The following is a 15,014-nucleotide window of genomic DNA, read 5'->3' as shown; positions in this document are numbered from 1 at the left end:
AAACAGACTTACTCTTTATCGCCCAGCAGAACGGATTCCAGCGCGATTTTGATCATGTCGTTGAAGGTGGTCTGACGCTCAGCGGCAGTGGTCTGCTCGTGCGTACGGATGTGGTCAGACACGGTGCAGATGGTCAGCGCTTTCGCACCAAACTCAGCCGCTACGCCGTAGATGCCCGCCGCTTCCATTTCCACGCCCAGGATGCCGTATTTTTCCATCACGTCGAACATTTCGCCGCCGTCCGGTGCATAGAACAGGTCAGCAGAGAAGATGTTACCGACGCGCGCATCAACGCCCAGCGCTTTCGCCGCGTCAACCGCGTTACGCACCATGCCGAAGTCAGCGATGGCTGCAAAGTCGTGGTCTTTGAAACGCATACGGTTGACTTTGGAATCGGTGCAAGCACCCATACCGATGACGACGTCACGCAGTTTCACGTCCATACGCACTGCACCGCAAGAGCCTACGCGGATGATTTTCTTCACGCCGAAATCGGTGATCAGCTCTTTGGTGTAGATGGAGCAGGACGGGATACCCATACCGTGACCCATCACAGAGATTTTGCGGCCTTTGTAAGTACCTGTGAAGCCCAGCATGCCGCGCACGTTGTTCACTTCACGCACGTCTTCGAGGAAGGTTTCCGCAATGTGCTTCGCGCGCAGCGGGTCACCCGGCATCAACACTACGTCCGCGAAATCGCCCATTTCTGCATTAATGTGTGGGGTAGCCATCTTCAGATCCTTTTAAAATTGTCGTTTTGTCGGGTGGCGGCTGCGCCTGACCCGACCTACTAAATCGTAGGCCCGGCGAGCGCAGTGCTGCCGGGCATGCGCATCACAGCATGTTTTTGCCGTAGTCCATTGGCGACGTACCGAAGTAGCTCGCAATGGTCTGGCCGATATCCGCGAAGGTTTCGCGGTGGCCCAGCGATCCTGGTTTCACTTTCGGTCCGTACACCAGCACAGGAATGTGCTCGCGGGTGTGGTCGGTACCGGTCCAGGTTGGGTCGCAGCCGTGGTCAGCGGTGAGGATGATAATGTCATCTTCCCCCACCAGCTCCAGCAGCTCCGGCAGACGGCGGTCAAACAGTTCCAGACCGGCAGCATAACCGGCGACGTCGCGACGGTGGCCCCAGGAGGAGTCGAAGTCTACGAAGTTGGTGAAGACGATAGTCTTGTCGCCCGCTTCTTTCATCTCTTTGATGGTGGCGTCGAACAGCGCGTCCAGACCGGTGGCTTTCACTTTTTTGGTGATGCCGCAGTTGGCGTAGATGTCTGCGATTTTACCGACAGAAACCACTTCGCCCGCTTTCTCATCAACCAGTTTCTGCAACACGGTCGGTGCTGGCGGTTCTACGGCCAGATCGTGACGGTTGCCGGTACGCTGGAAGTTGCCCGGTTTGTCGCCGATAAACGGACGAGCAATTACGCGGCCAATGTTGTAGCCGCCTTCGGTCAGCTCTTCACGCGCGATTTCGCACAGCTCGTACAGACGATCCAGGCCGAAGGTCTCTTCGTGGCAGGCAATCTGGAACACGGAGTCAGCGGAGGTGTAGAAAATCGGCTTGCCGGTTTTCATGTGCTCTTCGCCGAGCTGATCCAGAATCACCGTACCAGAGGAGTGGCAGTTACCGAGGTAACCCGGCAGATTGCCGCGCTCAACCAGCTTGTCCAGCAGCTTCTGCGGGAAGCTGTTTTCGTGATCGGAGAAGTAGCCCCAGTCGAACAGAACCGGTACACCGGCAATTTCCCAGTGACCAGACGGGGTATCTTTACCCGAGGAAAGCTCGTGCGCCCATGCATATGCGCCGATCACTTCTGCGTTAGCGTCCATACCGGCCGCCACTTTACCAGTCGAACCTTCATGCGCTTTCACCAGACCCAGGCGGGTCAGGTTTGGCAGAGTCAGTGGGCCCTGACGGCCATTGTTCGCTTCGCCTTTCGCACACGCTTCTGCGATATGGCCCATGGTGTCGGAACCGACATCACCAAAGCGGTCTGCATCTTCTGTAGCGCCGATGCCGAATGAGTCCAGCACCATAATAAATGCACGTTTCATATGTTCTCCGTACTTATGTGCTTCAAAAATTCATAAAAAACCGATCAGATCAGTATACCGCTATTCGGTGATACGACGATAGACGGTTGGTGTGGTTTCGGGAGCTGTGTCGTCAAGTTTAATGGCCGCTTTCACCGCTTTCGCCGCTTCCTGCCAGCTGGCTTCGTCTTTGGCATGGATGACCGCCAGCGGACGCTGCCCGTCAACGCTGTCACCCAGACGGGTCATATCGGTAAAGCCGACGCTGTAATCAATCGTGTCCGATGCCTGACGGCGTCCGCCGCCCATCGATACCACGGCCATGCCCAGCGCACGAGTGTCCATGGCGGAGACAAAACCTTCCGCGTCGGCGTAAACCGCCTTGCTGAGCGTCGCGGTCGGCAGGTATTTCGCGTAGTTTTCGACGAAATCGGTTGGGCCTTTTTGCGCAGCCACCATGCGACCGAAGATCTCTGCCGCTTTGCCGTTATCCAGCACTGCCTGCAGTTTCGCGCGCGCGTCGGCGTCGTCTTTGGCGAGCTTACCGGAGATCAGCATCTCAACGCACAGCGCCATCGTGACGTCGAACAGACGCGGATTGCGGTATTCGCCGGTCAGGAACTGCACGGCTTCGCGCACTTCGACGGCGTTACCCGCGCTGGAGGCCAGCACCTGGTTCATGTCGGTGAGCAGCGCTGTCGTGCGCACGCCCGCACCGTTGGAGACGCCAACGATCGCTTCGGCCAATGCCGCAGAGAGTTCATAGGTCGGCATAAACGCGCCGCTACCCACTTTCACATCCATCACCAGGGCATCCAGACCTTCAGCCAGCTTTTTGGCGAGGATCGAGGCGGTGATCAGCGGAATGGAATCCACTGTCGCGGTGATATCGCGGGTGGCGTAAAAACGTTTATCCGCCGGCGCGAGTGAGCTGGTCTGGCCGATAATCGCCACACCAACGTCTTTAATAATTTCGCGGAAGCGCTGGTCATCCGGGAAGATATCGAAGCCCGGAATGGCTTCCAGTTTGTCGAGCGTACCGCCCGTATGCCCCAGGCCGCGCCCGGAGATCATCGGGATATAACCCCCACATGCGGCGACCATTGGGCCAAGCATCAGGGAAGTGACATCGCCCACGCCGCCCGTGGAGTGTTTATCCACAATCGGGCCGTTGAGGTTAAGGCTTTTCCAGTCCAGAACGGTTCCTGAATCCCGCATCGCCATGGTCAGCGAGACACGTTCCGGCATCGCCATATCGTGGAAGAAAATGGTCATCGCCAGGGCGGCAATCTGCCCTTCAGAGATGGTGTTGTCACGAATACCGTTGATAAAGAAGCGGATCTCTTCGTCGCTTAATGCATGACCATCACGTTTTTTACGAATAATTTCTTGTGCGAGAAACACGGTAACCCCCGGGGAATCAGGTTAAATGCGGCGGTAAACCCGCCGCGATAATAATATTACTCTACATAATTCGAGCTGCCGGAGGGCGGCAAGAAAGTGCCCCCCAGGCGCCTACACAAGTAAGAGACTGGGGTGAAAGTGCAGCCTGACTATGACGAGTAATTAGTAGCTGCTGGCGCTCTTACCGTCACCGTGACCCAGCGCTTTCAGCAGGCTTGCCAGCAGGCTGGATGCGCCGAAGCGGTAGTGACGGGAATCCGCCCAGTCGGCACCAAACAGGTCGTCAGCGATGGCCAGGAACTGCTGCGCGTCCTCTGCAGTACGCACGCCGCCCGCAGGTTTGAAACCAACGGTTTTAGACACGCCCATGTCGCGAATCACTTCCATCATGATGCGAGCGCTTTCTGGCGTTGCATTGACCGGCACTTTACCGGTAGAGGTTTTAATGAAATCTGCACCCGCTTTGATGGAGATTTCAGATGCTTTACGAATCAGCGCTTCTTCTTTCAGCTCGCCCGTTTCGATAATCACTTTCAGCAGCACGTTAGCCGCCGCACAAGCGTCTTTACAGGCTTTCACCAGGTCAAAACCGACCTGCTCGTTGCCGGCGATCAGCGCACGGTACGGGAACACCACGTCAACTTCATCAGCACCGTAGGCAATCGCCGCGCGGGTTTCAGCCAGCGCAATGTCGATGTCGTCATTGCCGTGCGGGAAGTTGGTGACGGTAGCGATACGCACGTCAGGCGTGCCCTGCGCGTTCAGCGTCTTACGTGCAATCGGGATAAAACGCGGATAGATGCAGATGGCAGCGGTATTGCCCACTGGCGTTTTCGCCTGATGGCACAATGCGATCACTTTTTCATTGGTGTCGTCATCGTTCAAGGTGGTCAGGTCCATCAGTTTCAACGCGCGCAGGCTGCTTGCGGTTAAATCGGTCATAACATTCTCCAACGGCTTCGCCGTATAAATTTTCACCGTGCGGGTCTGTGAGTATTCTAACATTCACCCGCATTCACACTTCGACATTCATCACAGTTAATGAAAACTGCGTACAAATTTGCATTACTGTAATGAGATCAACTTCAAACTTTAGTCCTCAGGCTGCTGGCTAAAACAGCAATCACCCGCGTCGGATCAAATGGCTTCGCATGATGAGTTCCTACAATCTGCCCATCAACCGCAGAATAAAAGGAAGCGAACATGTCCACCTCTGGTCTCGATGCTTTGCAACAACGTTGCCAGCAAATTGTGACAAGCCCGGTACTGACAGCCGAGCAAAAACGTCATTTCCTGGCGCTGGAAGCGGAAAACAATCTGCCCTACCCCGCGCTGCCACGGGCCGCGCGAGCGGCACTGGACGAGGGTTTCATCTGCGATATGTTTGAAGGCCATGCGCCCTTCAAACCGCGCTACGTTCTGCCGGACTACGCTAAATTCCTGGCAAACGGCTCAGAGTGGTTAGAGCTGGAAGGGGCGAAAGATCTCGATGACGCCCTGTCGTTACTCACCATCCTCTACCACCATGTTCCATCCGTTACATCGATGCCGGTGTTTCTCGGCCATCTCGACGCGTTGCTGCAACCCTATGTTAGAATTCTAACACAAGAAGAAATTGATAGCCGAATAAAACGTTTCTGGCGTTATCTCGACAGAACCCTGCCAGACGCGTTTATGCACGCCAACATCGGCCCTGCGGATACCCCAGTCACCCGCGCAATTTTACGCGCTGACGCAGAGCTGATGCAGGTCTCACCGAATCTCACCTTTATTTACGACCCGGAAATTACCCCTGATGATTTGCTGCTAAGCGTGGCAAAAAATATTTGCGAATGCAGTAAACCGCATATTTCCAACGGTCCGGTGAATGATAAAATTTTCACAAAAGGCCGTTATGGCGTGGTGAGTTGTTACAACTCCCTGCCGCTGGCGGGCGGTGGCAGCACCCTGGTTCGCCTCAATCTCAAGGCTATTGCCGAGAGCAGTGAATCAGTGGACGATTTCTTTACCCGCACGCTACCGCACTACTGCCAGCAGCAGATCGCGATTATCGATGCACGCTGTGATTTCCTGTATGAGCAATCCGGCTTCTTTGAGAATAGCTTCCTGGTAAAAGAGGGGCTGATTGATGCGGATCGTTTTGTGCCGATGTTTGGCATGTACGGTCTGGCCGAAGCGGTCAATACCCTGTGCGAGAAAGCCGGGCTGAACGCGCGTTACGGCAAGGATGAGCAGGCCAATGCGCTGGGCTACCGCATTAGCGAACAGCTTGCGGAATTTGTCGAAAATACGCCGGTGAAACACGGCTGGAAGCAGCGCGCCATGCTGCATGCCCAGTCCGGAATCAGCTCTGACGCGGGTACTACGCCGGGTGCGCGTCTGCCGTATGGCGATGAGCCGGATCCGATTAGCCATCTGCTGGCCGTCGCGCCGCATCACAAACATTATCATTCGGGCATCAGTGACATTCTGACGCTGGACGAAACCATCAAGCGTAACCCGCAGGCCGTGGTTCAGCTGTGTCTTGGGGCGTTTAACGCCGGGATGCGCGAATTCACGGCCAACGTGGCCGGGAACGATCTGGTGCGTGTGACCGGGTACATGGTGCGCCTGTCGGACCTGGAGAAATACCGCGCGGAAGGCTCTCGTACCAACACCACCTGGCTTGGCGAAGAGGCCGCACGCAATACACGTATCCTTGAACGTCAGCCGCGCGTGATAAGCCATGAACAGCAGATGCGCTTTAGTTAGTCAGGTTATCCCCTTCTCCTGCGTGGACGGGCCGGGCAGCCGCCTGGCGCTGTTCCTGCAGGGGTGTAACCTGCGCTGCAAAACCTGCCACAATCCGTGGACCATTGGCCGCTGCAACGATTGCGGCGACTGCGTGCTTCACTGCCCGCACGATGCCCTGAACATTCAGGCCGGGCGTGTCTGGTGGCAGGAGAGTATCTGTCAAAAATGCGACACCTGCTTGCACGTCTGCCCGCAACAGGCCACCCCGATGGCACAGCGTTTCAGCGTAGAGGAAATCCTCGGGCAGATTCGCACCGTCGCGCCTTTTATTGAAGGGATAACCGTCAGCGGCGGCGAAGCCACTACCCAGCTGCCGTTTGTGGTGGCGCTGTTTCGCGCCATCAAAGCGGACGCCTCCCTGAAACATTTAACCTGTCTGGTAGACAGCAACGGGCTGCTGAGTGAAACCGGCTGGCAAAAGCTGCTGCCGTTTTTTGATGGCGCCATGCTGGATCTGAAAGCCTGGAACAACGAGCATCACCGTTTCCTGACCGGGCGCGAAAACCCGCAGATTAAAGACAGCATTCGCTGGCTGGCGCACCATCAGCGTTTAACGGAACTGAGGCTGCTGGTGATCCCGGATCATTGTGATTATCTGAAACATCTGGAGTCGCTGATCGCCTTTATTCACGCTCTCGGCGATGTGCCTGTCAGGATCAACGCTTTTCACGCCCACGGGGTGTACGGCGAGGCGGCCAGCTGGCGCAGCGCCACGGCGGAGGATGTAGAACCTCTGGCCTGCGCGCTGGAGAAACAGAGGATCGCGGTGATCCGCCCGGCGCTCTATTTATAGGGTGATGCCAAACAGATCTTCCGTGTTTTGCAGCAGCGCATCGGCGAGGGTTTCTGCCGGCTCAGCACGTAATTCACACAGCGTCGTAAAGACGCGTGCCGCCTGCTCCGGGCGATTCGGCTGGCCCTGAAAACCGTTCAGTGGCATGTCCGGCGCGTCAGTTTCCAGCAGCAGGGATGACAGGGGCAACTGCGCCATCACGTCGCGGGTTTTATTGGCGCGCGGATAGGTAATCGTGCCGCCGACGCCAATTTTGTAGCCCAGCTCGATAAAACGTTGCGCCTGTTGAAGGCTTCCGGAAAAACCGTGCACCACGCCGGTTCGCGGCAGATCGGCGCGTTTGAGGTGCATCGCCAGTTTGTCGTGAGTGCGTCTCGAGTGGAGGATCACCGGCAGTTCGTGGCGTTTAGCCAGTTTTAGCTGCGCATCCAAAAGCGCCTGCTGGCGTTCGAATTGCGGATCGTCACGATAGAGATCGAGACCGATCTCACCGATCGCCACCAGCTTGTTTCCGGCGGTGAGAATAGAGGCTTCCAGCTGGTCAAGATGCGCATCCTGATGCGTTTCCACCACAATGGGATGCAGGCCCAGCGCGGCGTAGAGTGCCGTGTGGCTGCGGGCCAAATCGAGCACCCGTTCAAAATTTGCCGCTTCAATGGCAGGGACGATAATCGCCTGCACACCCGCCTTCGCGGCCTGCGCGATACTTTGCGCTTCGTTGCCAGTAAATGGCGGAAAATCAAAGTGGCAATGGGTGTCGACAAAGCGAAAAGTCACGCCAGATCCTCGTTATCAAAGGTCGTATCGTTCGCCTGCGGGGCATCCACCAGCGGCATCGTCAGGGCGTCGTTTGCCACAATCGCCGGTGGCGTGATGATACGCTTATGCCGATAAATAGGCGGACTTTCGGCCAGCAGTTTCCCCACCGTTGCCAGGAAATAGCGAGCGCACAGACGCCCGGTTTTGTAGTCATCGCGCAGCGCAGGTATGCGACTGCCCAGCGCCATGCTGTTAAGGGGTTTCGGCGGGTAGATTTCAAAGATTTTCAGCTTGCCCGGCGGCTTTTCGATAAACCGCTGCATTGCGCTGTAGCTGGCTTCATGCTGATGGGCGATGTTCACCAGCGGCTGCAGGCTACTGTCCCCCAGCCATTTTTCCATGCGCTTAAACCACTGCGGGGTGTAGTACATTTGCGACGGCACGGTGCGGATCACCACGATAGTTTGCGCGCCACGGCGGGCAGCTTCCTGAACGGGGACGGCGTCGCTGATTCCACCATCCAGATAGTTGATGCCGTCGAGGGCCGCTGCGGTCCGGTAGAAGCCAGGAATCGCGCTGGATGCACGCAGAATATCCAGCCAGTTCTCTTTTTGCGGTGAGAAGTAGCCCGGCGTGTAGTCATCGCCCCGGCTGGCGCACATCCAGAACTCTTTTCCCGTATCAAAAAGGCGAGAAGCGGTGTCCATCGCCAGCGGCATTTGGCTGGAAGTGGAGTCTAAGAGCCAGTCCAGATCGATGAGATTTCCGCCGCGTACAAAGCGCAGCGGATTGAAGAAATCGCGAGAAGTGGTGTAGCGCATAATCACTTTGCGGGCGTAACCGGGCTGGTTACAGACGTAGGCAGAAAGGTTTTGCGCCCCGGCGGACGTGCCAAAGAAGAGATCGAAGGGGTTAAATTGCGCGCGCATGAATTCATCCAGCACCCCGGCCGTGAAGATGCCTCGCTGCCCACCGCCTTCGCATACCAGCGCCAGCCGGCCGACGCGAAAGGGTTTTAACGCCAACGGCGCGATATTGCCGAGCGTAACCGGAATTCTCTGCCCCACTGCTACACCTGTTTTTCATTCTTCTGTTATTACACAGTAGCGCAAACTGGCCCTATGACTCAAACCAGAAAAAGCCAGTCGCAAGGACTGGCTTTTAGTGTGGTGTTGTCGGCTGTGTTTTCCGACGGGCTGATTACGCTTATCTAGGGACGACGGCGTCCGGTAAACAGGCTGACCAGGAACAGGATAATACCGACAACGAAAACAATTTTCGCCGCGCCGGCCGCTGTACCCGCCAGACCACCAAAGCCCAGAGCGGCGGCAATTAACGCGATAACCAGAAATATAATGCCCCAACGAAACATAAAACTCTCCTTTACCATAGTTAATATCAGCCGCTATATGTGAGCGCTCAGGTGCTCACAAGCGTTGTGTCCAAAAGTCGTTCTTATTTCGCTTTCAGATCGTTTTTGACGCTTTTAACGCCATCGACGGCTTTAGCGATAGTTTCGGCGCGTTCCACCTGCGCCTGGGAATCAACCGTACCGGAGAGCTGGACCACACCGTCGGTGGTTTCAACTTTCACTTTACGAGACGGTACGATGTCATCTGCTAATAGTTTAGCTTTGATTTCGCTGGTGGTTGCGGTGTCGCCTGCATAGCCTTTCACAGACGCGTCTTTAGCATCACGCACGTGCAGTTTGTCGCTGACGGAGGTGACGCCTTCAACGCCTTTCGCCACGGTGACGGCTTGTTCAGCCTGCGCCTGGCTTTCCACGAAGCCACTCAGGGTGACCACTTTTTTGTCAGTTTTTACGGAAATGTCGGTGCTCTTGATGTTTTCATCATCCACCAGAGCCGCTTTCACTTTTGCTGTGATAGAGCTGTCATCCATGAAATTACCGACTTTATTCATAGAGCTATCGATTTTTTGCCCTGCGCTGTCCGCGGTGGATTGCGCCTTATCCGTAGTAGTGCTTTCTGCCAGGGCAGAACCACTTACCAGGAGGCCACCCAGAGTGACTGCCAGCAGAGTTTTAGAAATCTTAAGTCTTGTCATATTCATCGATGTATTCCTGTAGTTTGCTCGGAAGTTGAGCGTCAAAACATCCCTTCATACTAGTTTTTAATCTTGCGAATAAACACACGGCCGGGATGAGAGACTCATGAACACGCATTGAACAGGACTATCATCCGCGCCCGGTGTTAAACACTGAGTTAAATATAGATCACATTGACAAAGCCGCTTTCAGAATCGGGCAAAAAACGAGCAATAACGCTAAAATTGCGTTGAATTAAGAACATTCCGCAAGGGATTAATAAGGCTGGAGTTTAAGAAGAGCACGGCGGGCGCCGTGCTCTGAGAAAGGATTAGTGCTCGCGGGTTTTGCGGAACTGAACGTCAGGATAGCGTTCCTGGGTCAGATTCAGGTTAACCATGGTTGGAGCGATGTACGTCAGGTTATCGCCGCCATCCAGTGCCAGCTGGATTTCGTTCTTACGTTTGAACTCTTCGAATTTCTTCACGTCAGCACATTCGACCCAGCGCGCCGTCGCCACGTTCACCGATTCGTAGATCGCTTCCACGTTGTACTCGCTCTTCAGACGCGCAACGACCACGTCGAACTGCAGCACACCGACCGCGCCCACGATCAGATCGTTGTTGGCAATTGGACGGAAGACCTGCACCGCGCCCTCTTCGGAGAGCTGGACCAGACCTTTGAGCAGCTGCTTTTGCTTCAGCGGATCTTTCAGACGGATACGACGGAACAGTTCCGGCGCGAAGTTCGGGATACCGGTGAACTTCATCATTTCACCCTGGGTGAAGGTGTCGCCGATCTGAATGGTGCCGTGGTTATGCAGGCCGATGATGTCGCCCGGATAGGCTTCTTCAACGTGTGAACGATCGCCCGCCATAAAGGTCAGCGCGTCGGAAATCACAACGTCTTTCCCGATACGTACCTGGCGCAGCTTCATGCCCTTTTCATACTTACCGGAAACCACACGCAGGAAAGCCACGCGGTCGCGGTGTTTCGGGTCCATGTTGGCCTGAATCTTAAAGACGAAGCCGGTGAATTTCTCTTCTGCGGCTTCGACCAGACGGGAGTCAGTTTTGCGCGGCATCGGCTGCGGCGCCCACTCCACCAGACCGTCGAGCATATGGTCCACACCAAAGTTACCCAGTGCGGTACCGAAGAACACTGGCGTGATTTCCCCGGCCAGGAACAGCTCTTTGTCAAACTCGTGAGAAGCGCCTTTGACCAGCTCCAGCTCATCGCGCAGCTGAGAGGCCAGCTCTTCGCCCACGGCGACGTCCAGATCCGGGTTATCCAGACCTTTTACGATACGCACGTCCTGGATGGTGTGACCTTTACCGGTCTGGTACAGATACACTTCATCTTTATAGAGGTGGTAAACGCCCTTGAACAGCTTACCGCAGCCGATCGGCCAGGTAATTGGCGCGCAGGCGATTTTCAGCTCGCGCTCCACTTCGTCCATCACTTCCATCGGATCGCGGATGTCACGGTCGAGTTTGTTCATGAAGGTCAGGATCGGCGTATCGCGCAGACGGGTGACTTCCATCAGCTTACGGGTACGATCTTCTACCCCTTTCGCAGCGTCGATGACCATCAGACAGCAGTCCACCGCCGTCAGCGTACGGTAGGTATCTTCGGAGAAGTCTTCGTGGCCTGGGGTGTCGAGCAGATTCACCAGGCAGTCGTGATACGGGAACTGCATTACGGAGGTGGTAATGGAAATACCACGCTGCTTTTCCATCTCCATCCAGTCCGATTTGGCGTGCTGGCTGGAGCCACGGCCTTTTACCGTACCGGCGGTCTGAATCGCCTGTCCGAACAGCAGTACCTTTTCGGTGATGGTCGTTTTACCGGCATCCGGGTGAGAAATAATGGCAAAAGTACGGCGCTTCGCCACCTCTTGCAGATAAGGAGACAACGTCATAATCAAATCTTCTTATATAAGCGCGGCAGCAGGCCACGCATCATGGAATACGAAATTGCGGCTATTTTACCCATCAATGGGGGGCAGGCAATCATTGTTTACACAGGAGTTGCTCCAGTTCGTTCAATGACGATACGGTCCAGGTCGGTTCGATACCTTCAGGCAGCGCGCGACCGTGTGCGTTCAGCCAGCAGGTTGCCAGCCCGGACTTCATCCCGCCCAGAATATCCGACTCGGCGGTGTCTCCGACCATCAACACGCGCTCACGTGCGGGATGGCCGGCTTTTTCCAGCGCATAGTCAAAAATACGCGGATCGGGTTTTGGCACGCCCACCTGTTCAGAGATCACCAGCGCGTCGAAATGATCGCGCAGGCCTGTGCGTTCAAGGCGGATCTGCTGCAGGGCGGTAAAGCCATTGGTGATGATCCCGAGCTTCACTTTGCTTTTAAGGGCATTAAGCAGGGAAATCGCCCCAGGCAGCGGTGCGCAAATCTCCGCCATCGCGTTGAGAAAAGCCTCGTTCAGCGCGCCGGGAGAGACATTCAAACGCTCGGACCAGCCCTGAAAACGCTGATGCTGGAGCTGTAACGCCGAGATGGCACCGTTCTGGTAATCCACCCAAAGCGGTTTGTTCACCGCCTGATAGTCCTGAAAATCTTCTGCGGTAAAGGTGACGCTATAGTCTAAAAACATCCGCTGTAGGCCGCCAAACGAATCAAACGTAAACAGCGTTTCGTCGGCGTCAAAGAAAATCCAGTCCCATTTCATCGTTACAACCTTATTTGTTATCCAAGCGGCAGCGCCATGATGATGGCGTCTTCGCGTCCCTCGGCAGTCGGGTAATAATTACGGCGAATCGTCGCCTCGTTAAAGCCTAAGCTTTCGTAGAGTGCGATAGCGGCCGCATTGGAGGCGCGAACCTCCAGCCACAGCGTGAAGACATCACGTGTCTCCAGCTCGCGTATTACATATTCCAGCAGTTCCCGGGCCAGGCCACGGCGCTGGTATGCAGGATCGACGGCAATATTAAACAGCGTCGCTTCATCCAGCACGACCTGCGTAATAGCAAATGCCGCCATTTCGCCATCGACATCCAGATGGAAATTCAGATAGCGCTCGCCCTGATTGCTGGCGAATGTTTTTTCGCTCCACGGAAAGGCATGGGCGCGCGTCTCGATCGCGAACGCTGATGCCAGATCAGACGTCGTGAGGGAAGAAATCGTGTTCATATTCACAGATTTGTTGCCATAGCGCGCTTCGCGCCTTTGGGTTTGCTTTCAATTCTTCCAGTGGCGGCGTAAGCAGCTGACCGCCCTCAAGGGGAGTCTCATCCGCAACGCCAAGCCGCCAGCTGTTGCAGCGGCTCTCCGGCGGAAGCATCGCCACGCGCTCGGGCGTCAGCTGTAACACCTGATCGGCGCTCACTTTCAGCGTACGCAGAACGTCGCTGACCAGCGTCTCAGTGAGCGAGGGCAGCTCTTCAGCCACCATGACCAGACGAACGTGTGCCGGAATGGAGATAGCGATTTCACCCTGCAACGCCGTCGGGCGACGCAGAGACCACTGGGTGATGCCCAGTTGCTGTAACTGCCAGTCACGTCGGGATGTCATAGGGAAAACTCCTGTCTGTCAGGCGCGCAAATATAGCAAATTCGTCGTATATCCGCCAACAAACTACTATAATCCCCGGCTGAGTTTATTGAGGAACAATTCATGTCTGCATTTACCCCGGCAAGTGAAGTCTTGCTGCGTCACAGTGATGATTTCGAAGAAAGCCGTATTCTGTTTGCCGGAGATATGCAGGACGATCTGCCTGCCCGTTTCGAATGCGCCGAAAGCCGCGCCCATACCCAGCAATTCCATCACTGGCAGGTGTTAAGCCGTCAGATGGAAGATCGCGTGCGCTTCAGCCTGGTGGCGGAGCAAAGCGATATCGCCGACTGCGATACGCTGATCTACTACTGGCCAAAGAACAAACCTGAAGCGCAGTTCCAGCTGATGAACCTGCTCTCCATGCTGCCGGTTGGCAGCGACATTTTCGTCGTTGGCGAGAACCGCAGCGGCGTGCGTAGCGCCGAGCAGATGCTGGCGGAATACGCGACGCTGAACAAAATCGACAGCGCGCGTCGCTGCGGTTTGTACCACGGTCGTCTGGAAAAACAGCCTGAGTTTGATGCCGAAAAAGCCTGGGGCGAATATCAGCTCGAAGGGCTGACAATCAAAACGCTGCCGGGCGTCTTTAGCCGCGACGGTCTGGACGTGGGCAGCCAGCTGCTGCTCTCCACCTTTACGCCGCACACCAAAGGCAAAGTGCTGGATGTTGGCTGTGGCGCAGGCGTGTTGTCTGCCGTGCTCGCCACCCACTCCCCAAAAGTGCGTCTTACCCTGTGCGACGTGAGCGCGCCGGCCGTCGAAGCCAGCCGTGCCACCCTTGCCGCCAATGAACTCGAAGGCGACGTTTTCGCCAGCAACGTGTTCTCAGAGGTGACAGGGCGTTTCGATATGATTATCTCCAACCCGCCATTCCACGACGGCATGGAAACCAGCCTTGAAGCGGCACAAACGCTGATTCGCGGTGCGGTACGTCACCTCAACAGCGGCGGTGAGCTGCGCATCGTGGCCAACGCCTTCCTGCCTTATCCTAACCTTCTGGATGAGATTTTCGGCTTCCATGAAGTGCTGGCGCAGACCGGTCGCTTTAAAGTTTACCGTACGGTTATGACACGTCAGGCGAAGAAGTAATTTGCCGCCAGCCCGGCTGCGCATCGCGCTCCGGGCTATACAAATGCCGATTTTTGCAGCAATCAAAACATCCTGGGCAATTATCTGTTGACGGAAAGCTGAAAACATCTAGAATGCGCCTCCGTGGTTGCGATACTTTTTAAGTATTGATGGTATGCGACGGTGGCGGAATTGGTAGACGCGCTAGCTTCAGGTGTTAGTGTCTTTACGGACGTGAGGGTTCAAGTCCCTCCCCTCGCACCACAAACCATGTTTGATATTGTTCTCACCGGGCGACGGTGGCGGAATTGGTAGACGCGCTAGCTTCAGGTGTTAGTGTCTTAACGGACGTGGGGGTTCAAGTCCCCCCCCTCGCACCAACGAGGCAATATCAAAAAGAATAAGATAACAGTGCGAAGGTGGCGGAATTGGTAGACGCGCTAGCTTCAGGTGTTAGTGTTCTTACGGACGTGGGGGTTCAAGTCCCCCTCTTCGCACCACTTATCTTATCTCCTCCCTGATTAACTCCCTGTCATTT

The 15,014-nt window shown here is 55.6% G+C and carries 15 protein-coding genes and 3 tRNA genes; 6 read left to right on the top strand and 12 right to left on the bottom strand.

Features of this window, described 5'->3' with window-relative positions; translation table 11 throughout:
- Positions 1–8 precede the first annotated feature (8 nt).
- From deoD to deoC, 4 genes are all read right to left on the bottom strand, one after another.
- On the bottom strand, positions 9–731 hold the full coding sequence (gene deoD / locus ACB496_RS03100) for a purine-nucleoside phosphorylase (RefSeq protein ID WP_100777730.1): 723 nt from the start codon (positions 729–731) through the stop codon (positions 9–11).
- A 103-nt stretch (positions 732–834) separates the two neighbouring features.
- Complete coding sequence (gene deoB / locus ACB496_RS03095) at positions 835–2,058, bottom strand: phosphopentomutase (RefSeq protein WP_100777731.1); 1,224 nt, start codon at positions 2,056–2,058, stop codon at positions 835–837.
- A gap of 60 nt (positions 2,059–2,118) precedes the next feature.
- Entirely contained in the window at positions 2,119–3,441 is a 1,323-nt protein-coding gene (gene deoA / locus ACB496_RS03090; protein ID WP_102104548.1) for a thymidine phosphorylase, read from the bottom strand.
- A gap of 162 nt (positions 3,442–3,603) precedes the next feature.
- On the bottom strand, positions 3,604–4,383 hold the full coding sequence (deoC, locus tag ACB496_RS03085; protein ID WP_103947176.1) for a deoxyribose-phosphate aldolase: 780 nt from the start codon (positions 4,381–4,383) through the stop codon (positions 3,604–3,606).
- Positions 4,384–4,644: 261 nt separating this feature from the next.
- Between deoC and ACB496_RS03080 the strand changes: the two genes are divergently transcribed.
- Together ACB496_RS03080 and ACB496_RS03075 are read left to right on the top strand one after the other, a co-directional pair.
- The gene (locus ACB496_RS03080) at positions 4,645–6,192 is read left to right on the top strand and encodes a YjjI family glycine radical enzyme (RefSeq protein WP_371974395.1); all 1,548 of its coding nucleotides are present in this window, start codon (positions 4,645–4,647) and stop codon (positions 6,190–6,192) included.
- Positions 6,167–7,027, top strand: coding sequence for a YjjW family glycine radical enzyme activase (locus ACB496_RS03075; protein WP_371974394.1), 861 nt, complete (start codon positions 6,167–6,169; stop codon positions 7,025–7,027). The genes ACB496_RS03080 and ACB496_RS03075 overlap by 26 nt, the downstream gene beginning before the upstream one ends.
- Here ACB496_RS03075 and ACB496_RS03070 read toward each other — a convergent pair.
- The 8 genes from ACB496_RS03070 to ACB496_RS03035 form a co-directional block, all read right to left on the bottom strand.
- Positions 7,022–7,804 (bottom strand): TatD family hydrolase, encoded by a 783-nt coding sequence (locus ACB496_RS03070; RefSeq protein WP_371974393.1) that lies wholly within the window; start codon positions 7,802–7,804, stop codon positions 7,022–7,024. The two genes, ACB496_RS03075 and ACB496_RS03070, sit on opposite strands and share 6 nt — an antisense overlap.
- Entirely contained in the window at positions 7,801–8,853 is a 1,053-nt protein-coding gene (locus tag ACB496_RS03065) for a patatin family protein (protein ID WP_100777737.1), read from the bottom strand. The genes ACB496_RS03070 and ACB496_RS03065 overlap by 4 nt, the downstream gene beginning before the upstream one ends.
- A gap of 143 nt (positions 8,854–8,996) precedes the next feature.
- Complete coding sequence (locus tag ACB496_RS03060) at positions 8,997–9,158, bottom strand: DUF1328 domain-containing protein (RefSeq protein ID WP_002887716.1); 162 nt, start codon at positions 9,156–9,158, stop codon at positions 8,997–8,999.
- A gap of 83 nt (positions 9,159–9,241) precedes the next feature.
- Complete coding sequence (gene osmY / locus ACB496_RS03055) at positions 9,242–9,859, bottom strand: molecular chaperone OsmY (protein ID WP_102104543.1); 618 nt, start codon at positions 9,857–9,859, stop codon at positions 9,242–9,244.
- Positions 9,860–10,164: 305 nt separating this feature from the next.
- Complete coding sequence (gene prfC / locus ACB496_RS03050) at positions 10,165–11,754, bottom strand: peptide chain release factor 3 (protein WP_102104542.1); 1,590 nt, start codon at positions 11,752–11,754, stop codon at positions 10,165–10,167.
- Between the two features lie 91 nt (positions 11,755–11,845).
- The gene (gene yjjG / locus ACB496_RS03045) at positions 11,846–12,523 is read right to left on the bottom strand and encodes a pyrimidine 5'-nucleotidase (protein WP_371974310.1); all 678 of its coding nucleotides are present in this window, start codon (positions 12,521–12,523) and stop codon (positions 11,846–11,848) included.
- A 17-nt stretch (positions 12,524–12,540) separates the two neighbouring features.
- The gene (rimI, locus tag ACB496_RS03040) at positions 12,541–12,984 is read right to left on the bottom strand and encodes a ribosomal protein S18-alanine N-acetyltransferase (protein WP_314521896.1); all 444 of its coding nucleotides are present in this window, start codon (positions 12,982–12,984) and stop codon (positions 12,541–12,543) included.
- On the bottom strand, positions 12,953–13,366 hold the full coding sequence (locus tag ACB496_RS03035; protein ID WP_100777743.1) for a DNA polymerase III subunit psi: 414 nt from the start codon (positions 13,364–13,366) through the stop codon (positions 12,953–12,955). Before ACB496_RS03035 ends, rimI begins: the two co-directional genes overlap by 32 nt.
- Positions 13,367–13,468: 102 nt before the next feature.
- Here ACB496_RS03035 and rsmC point away from each other — a divergent pair, with 102 nt between their 5' ends.
- The 4 genes from rsmC to ACB496_RS03015 all read left to right on the top strand — a co-directional run bounded on the left by rsmC (position 13,469) and on the right by ACB496_RS03015 (position 14,976).
- Positions 13,469–14,497: a 16S rRNA (guanine(1207)-N(2))-methyltransferase RsmC gene (gene rsmC / locus ACB496_RS03030; protein ID WP_100777744.1), complete on the top strand. Its 1,029-nt coding sequence runs from the start codon at positions 13,469–13,471 to the stop codon at positions 14,495–14,497.
- A gap of 156 nt (positions 14,498–14,653) precedes the next feature.
- A tRNA-Leu gene (locus ACB496_RS03025) sits at positions 14,654–14,740 on the top strand.
- Between the two features lie 29 nt (positions 14,741–14,769).
- A tRNA-Leu gene (locus tag ACB496_RS03020) sits at positions 14,770–14,856 on the top strand.
- A gap of 33 nt (positions 14,857–14,889) precedes the next feature.
- Positions 14,890–14,976: transfer RNA gene (locus ACB496_RS03015), tRNA-Leu, on the top strand.
- Positions 14,977–15,014 lie beyond the last annotated feature (38 nt).

It is taken from the genome of Lelliottia nimipressuralis, assembly GCF_041464075.1.
GTDB lineage: Bacteria > Pseudomonadota > Gammaproteobacteria > Enterobacterales > Enterobacteriaceae > Enterobacter > Enterobacter nimipressuralis.
This window is presented reverse-complemented; position numbering and strand designations above follow the sequence as displayed.